Source organism: Calditerrivibrio sp., assembly GCA_026415135.1.
In the GTDB taxonomy this organism is placed as follows: Bacteria; Chrysiogenota; Deferribacteres; order Deferribacterales; family Calditerrivibrionaceae; genus Calditerrivibrio.
Genome location: JAOAHS010000057.1, coordinates 1 through 4,147 on the forward strand (window position 1 = coordinate 1; position 4,147 = coordinate 4,147).

Here is a 4,147-nt window from a genome sequence, read left to right on the forward strand (position 1 = left end):
AGGTTTTTATGCTTCTATCGTATATGCTCTCTTTAACGGTGCTGGATTCGATGTAGTCGCAGAAGATACCACAAACAGGGGCAGAATTGATCTAACCATTACTTACAATAACAAGGCTTACATCATCGAGTTTAAAGTAGTAGAAGATCAACCAGAAAAAACAGCCTTACACCAGATAGAAGAAAAAAAATATTACGAAAAATATGTAGGAAAATACGAAGAGATTTGCCTTATCGGAATTGAATTTAGCAAAAAACAGAGAAATATCGTAGATTTTGAATGGAAGAAAATCGAGGATATGGAAATAACATAAAGGATAGTTTTGATGGTAGAATAGGAAAAATATGGTAGATTTTAGCATGATGAAAAATAGAATATTACTTAAACTTTCCCAATATTCAAAAATCCTAATCACTGGTGCAAATGGACAGTTAGGATATGATTTTAGGCGACTTTTAGACAGCATAGGTGCTAATTATATAGCCACAGGTCATAAAGAACTGGATATTACGCAAAAAGACCGAGTATCCAATTTTGTAAAATCGATGGGATTTGATCTTATCATAAATTGTGCAGCCTATAATGATGTAGACAAGGCAGAAGATGATGAGGAAAACTGCTTTAAATTAAATGCTTACGCTCCACATGATTTAGCTAAGGTGGCAAAAGAGCTAAAAGCTACTTTTATCACTTATTCCACAGATTTTGTTTTTGATGGCAATAAAAATGCACCTTATACAGAAAATGATAAACCAAACCCGCTTTCCACATATGGAAAAAGTAAACTAGAAGGAGAAAACCTCGTATTAGAAGAATATGATAGATCCATAGTAATTCGCACCTCTTGGCTTTTCGGGATAAACAATAAAAATTTTAATACACAGGTTTTAAATTGGGCTAAAAATAATAAAGAATTAAAGATAGTAGATGACCAAGTCTCATCTCCTACGTATTCTTTTGATCTTGCTCTTTTTTCTCTTCTGTTACTTGAAAAAAAAGTTTTTGGTTTATTTCATTTTTCAAATGATGGGGTTGCAAGTAAATATGATCAGGCATTTTATCTTTTGAATAAGATAGGTTGGGATGGTGTGATACATAGAGGAAAAACATCAGAGTTTAATTTAAAAGCTCCAAGACCATCTTTTAGCAAGCTTGACAGTAGTAAAATAGAAAGTATAATGGGTATAAAAATACCTACCTGGCAATCTGGAATAGATAGATGGTGGGAGGAATTTAATGCCGTTTAGTTTTGAAAAGACTTTTTTAGATGGGGTGATATTGGTTACTCCTAAGATTTTTTTAGATGAAAGAGGCTTTTTTTTTGAGAGTTATAAAAAGTCAGATTTTTTCAATATTGGGATAAGAGAGGAGTTTCTTCAGGACAATCATTCCAAATCGATAAAAGGGGTTCTCAGGGGTTTACATTTTCAAAAAGAGCCATATGCTCAAGGGAAGTTAGTTAGATGTGTCCAAGGTGAGATTTTTGACGTTGCTGTGGATATCCGAAAAGATAGTCCTACATTTGGGAAATGGTATGGCACTATTTTAAGTGCGGAAAACAAAAAAATGTTATGGATACCCAAAGGGTTTGCCCATGGATTTCTGACATTATCAGAAACAGCGGAAATTATCTACAAAGTATCAGGAAGTGAATACAACCCTTCTTATGATGCTGGGATTATATGGAACGATCCCTCTATAAATATCGTATGGCCATTGGAAGATTATGGGATCAAAAAGCCGATCCTGTCGTCAAAAGATGAAAGTTTACCATTACTAAAAAATATTGAGGTATAGAGATGGATAATAGATATCAGTGTATTCTTGTAACGGGAGGGGCTGGATTTATCGGCTCCAATTTTATACGATACGTTTTTGAAAATACAGGTTTTGAAGGTAAGATTGTAAACATTGATAAATTGACCTATGCAGGCAATCTTGAAAATCTTGCAGATATAAATGAGAAATATTCTGACAGATATGTTTTCGAATGGGTTGATATTTGTGATTATGACAGAGTGGAGGATATCTTTAAAAGATACAGCCCAGATGCTGTGGTGCATTTTGCTGCTGAATCTCATGTAGATAGATCTATTCACGGGCCAAAAGATTTTATAAATACAAATGTTAACGGTACTTTTAATCTTATCGAAGCTGCAAGGAAATTTTGGCAAAATCGATTCGAAAACACAAGATTTCATCATATAAGCACAGATGAAGTATATGGCTCACTCGGTGATACAGGTTATTTTTACGAAACTACACCCTACGATCCTCGAAGCCCTTATTCTGCATCAAAAGCTGCATCAGATCATTTAGTAATGTCCTATTACCATACTTATGGGCTCAATGTTGTGATAACAAATTGTTCGAACAACTATGGTCCCTATCAATTTCCAGAAAAGCTCATCCCTCTTATGATCTTAAATATGCTCGATGAAAAGCCTTTGCCGGTATACGGCGATGGTAAAAATATTAGAGACTGGTTGTATGTGGAAGATCATTGCAGTGGTATTTGGGCTGTATTAAATAGAGGCAAAACGGGAGAAAAATACAACATCGGTGGTGAAAACGAATGGCATAATATAGATCTTGTAAATAAGCTCTGTGAAATTGTAGCAGAAAAGTTGGGTAAACCGAAAGATTATTTTAAGAGGTTGATCACTTTTGTTCAAGATCGACCAGGGCATGATAGAAGATATGCAATAAATTGCGATAAGATAAAAAATGAACTCGGCTGGCGACAAAGTGTAACATTCGAAGAAGGATTAAATATAACAGTTGAATGGTATTTAAACAATAAAAAATGGGTACAAAACATAAAAACTGGTAAATATTTAGAATGGTTAGAAATTAATTATAAAAAAAGATAGAGGAAAATATGAAAGGTATAATTCTTGCAGGTGGAAGTGGCACAAGGCTTTATCCAATTACTATACCTGTATGTAAACAGCTTTTACCTATCTATGATAAGCCGATGATATACTATCCCCTTTCTACCCTGATGTTGGCTGGTATTAGAGAGATTTTAATTATTTCAACCCCACAAGATATTTCAAGGTTTGAACAGCTATTTGGGGATGGCTCACATCTTGGTTTAAGTATCAGCTACAAGATGCAGCCAAAGCCAGAGGGGCTTGCCCAAGCTTTTATAATAGGTGAAGATTTTATAGGAAAAGAAAATGTTTGTCTTGTATTAGGAGACAACATTTTTTATGGACATAATCTTACTACCCTATTAAAAAGAAGTGTGGACAAGATCGAAAAAGATGGTGGAGCTGTGGTTTTTGGCTATTATGTAAAAGATCCAGAGAGATATGGAGTGGTGGAGTTTGATGGAAGTGGAAAAGTTTTAAGTATTGAAGAGAAGCCTAAGGAACCTAAATCTAATTATGCAGTAGTAGGGCTATATTTTTATGATAATAATGTGGTGGAGATAGCAAAAAATGTCAAACCCTCTTGGCGAGGGGAGTTGGAAATCACCACAGTGAATCAAGCTTATTTAGAGAAAAATAGTCTTACAGTAAAACTGTTGGGACGTGGATATGCTTGGCTTGATACAGGAACTGTGGATTCGCTTCTCGAAGCAAGCGAGTTTGTAAAGATCATAGAAGATAGGACTGGTCTAAAAATAGGGTGTATTGAGGAGATAGCGTATAGAAATGGCTGGATCACAAAAGAACAGCTACTCAAGCTTGCGGAATATGTAATAAAAAGTGGATATGGAGAGTATTTGATAAGAATAGGGAAAACAGTAATAAGTGAGAAGTGAGGGGTGAAGCCTGGATGGAAACGATAAAAATCAGAAATATTACATCACATACTTATGATGAGAAAATAATTCGGTTAGACATTTGAATTAATTATCTCCTGCAATATCGATCTTTTTATTAAAATTGTGAGAAAATTTGAATTGTTGAATAAAAGAAGAAAGTTTATTACAATAGACTTGGATTAATCAATCATTCAAAAGATAAAGTTTCTTTTAAAAGAAGAAAAAAAGATTAATAGGAAGTAATTTAATCATTGCTTTATCTCAATTAGTTGGAGATTCTGGTAGAATCGTTGTTTTGGATAATTTATCATCTATAAAAGTACCTGATCCTTGGAATGTCACTCCTCTACCTAACATTATGTTTGTAAAAGG

5 protein-coding genes are annotated in these 4,147 nt (G+C 34.1%); all 5 read left to right on the plus strand.

What is annotated here, in order from left to right; translation table 11 throughout:
* On the plus strand, positions 1 to 313 hold a 313-nt coding region (locus tag N3C60_09325; GenBank protein ID MCX8085106.1), incomplete at its 5' end, for a PD-(D/E)XK nuclease domain-containing protein.
* Between the two features lie 49 nt (positions 314 to 362).
* Complete coding sequence (rfbD, locus tag N3C60_09330; protein ID MCX8085107.1) at positions 363 to 1,247, plus strand: dTDP-4-dehydrorhamnose reductase; 885 nt, start codon at positions 363 to 365, stop codon at positions 1,245 to 1,247.
* Positions 1,237 to 1,797 (plus strand): dTDP-4-dehydrorhamnose 3,5-epimerase, encoded by a 561-nt coding sequence (gene rfbC / locus N3C60_09335; protein ID MCX8085108.1) that lies wholly within the window; start codon positions 1,237 to 1,239, stop codon positions 1,795 to 1,797. The genes rfbD and rfbC overlap by 11 nt, the downstream gene beginning before the upstream one ends.
* Positions 1,798 to 1,799: 2 nt before the next feature.
* On the plus strand, positions 1,800 to 2,873 hold the full coding sequence (rfbB, locus tag N3C60_09340; GenBank protein MCX8085109.1) for a dTDP-glucose 4,6-dehydratase: 1,074 nt from the start codon (positions 1,800 to 1,802) through the stop codon (positions 2,871 to 2,873).
* An 8-nt stretch (positions 2,874 to 2,881) separates the two neighbouring features.
* Positions 2,882 to 3,772: a glucose-1-phosphate thymidylyltransferase RfbA gene (rfbA, locus tag N3C60_09345; protein MCX8085110.1), complete on the plus strand. Its 891-nt coding sequence runs from the start codon at positions 2,882 to 2,884 to the stop codon at positions 3,770 to 3,772.
* Positions 3,773 to 4,147 lie beyond the last annotated feature (375 nt).

Coding starts and splice junctions, on each gene's coding strand:
- rfbD (MCX8085107.1), top strand. CDS start 363: ATGAAAAATAGAATATTACTTAAACTTTCCCAATATTCAAAAATCCTA.
- rfbC (MCX8085108.1), top strand. CDS start 1,237: ATGCCGTTTAGTTTTGAAAAGACTTTTTTAGATGGGGTGATATTGGTT.
- rfbB (MCX8085109.1), top strand. CDS start 1,800: ATGGATAATAGATATCAGTGTATTCTTGTAACGGGAGGGGCTGGATTT.
- rfbA (MCX8085110.1), top strand. CDS start 2,882: ATGAAAGGTATAATTCTTGCAGGTGGAAGTGGCACAAGGCTTTATCCA.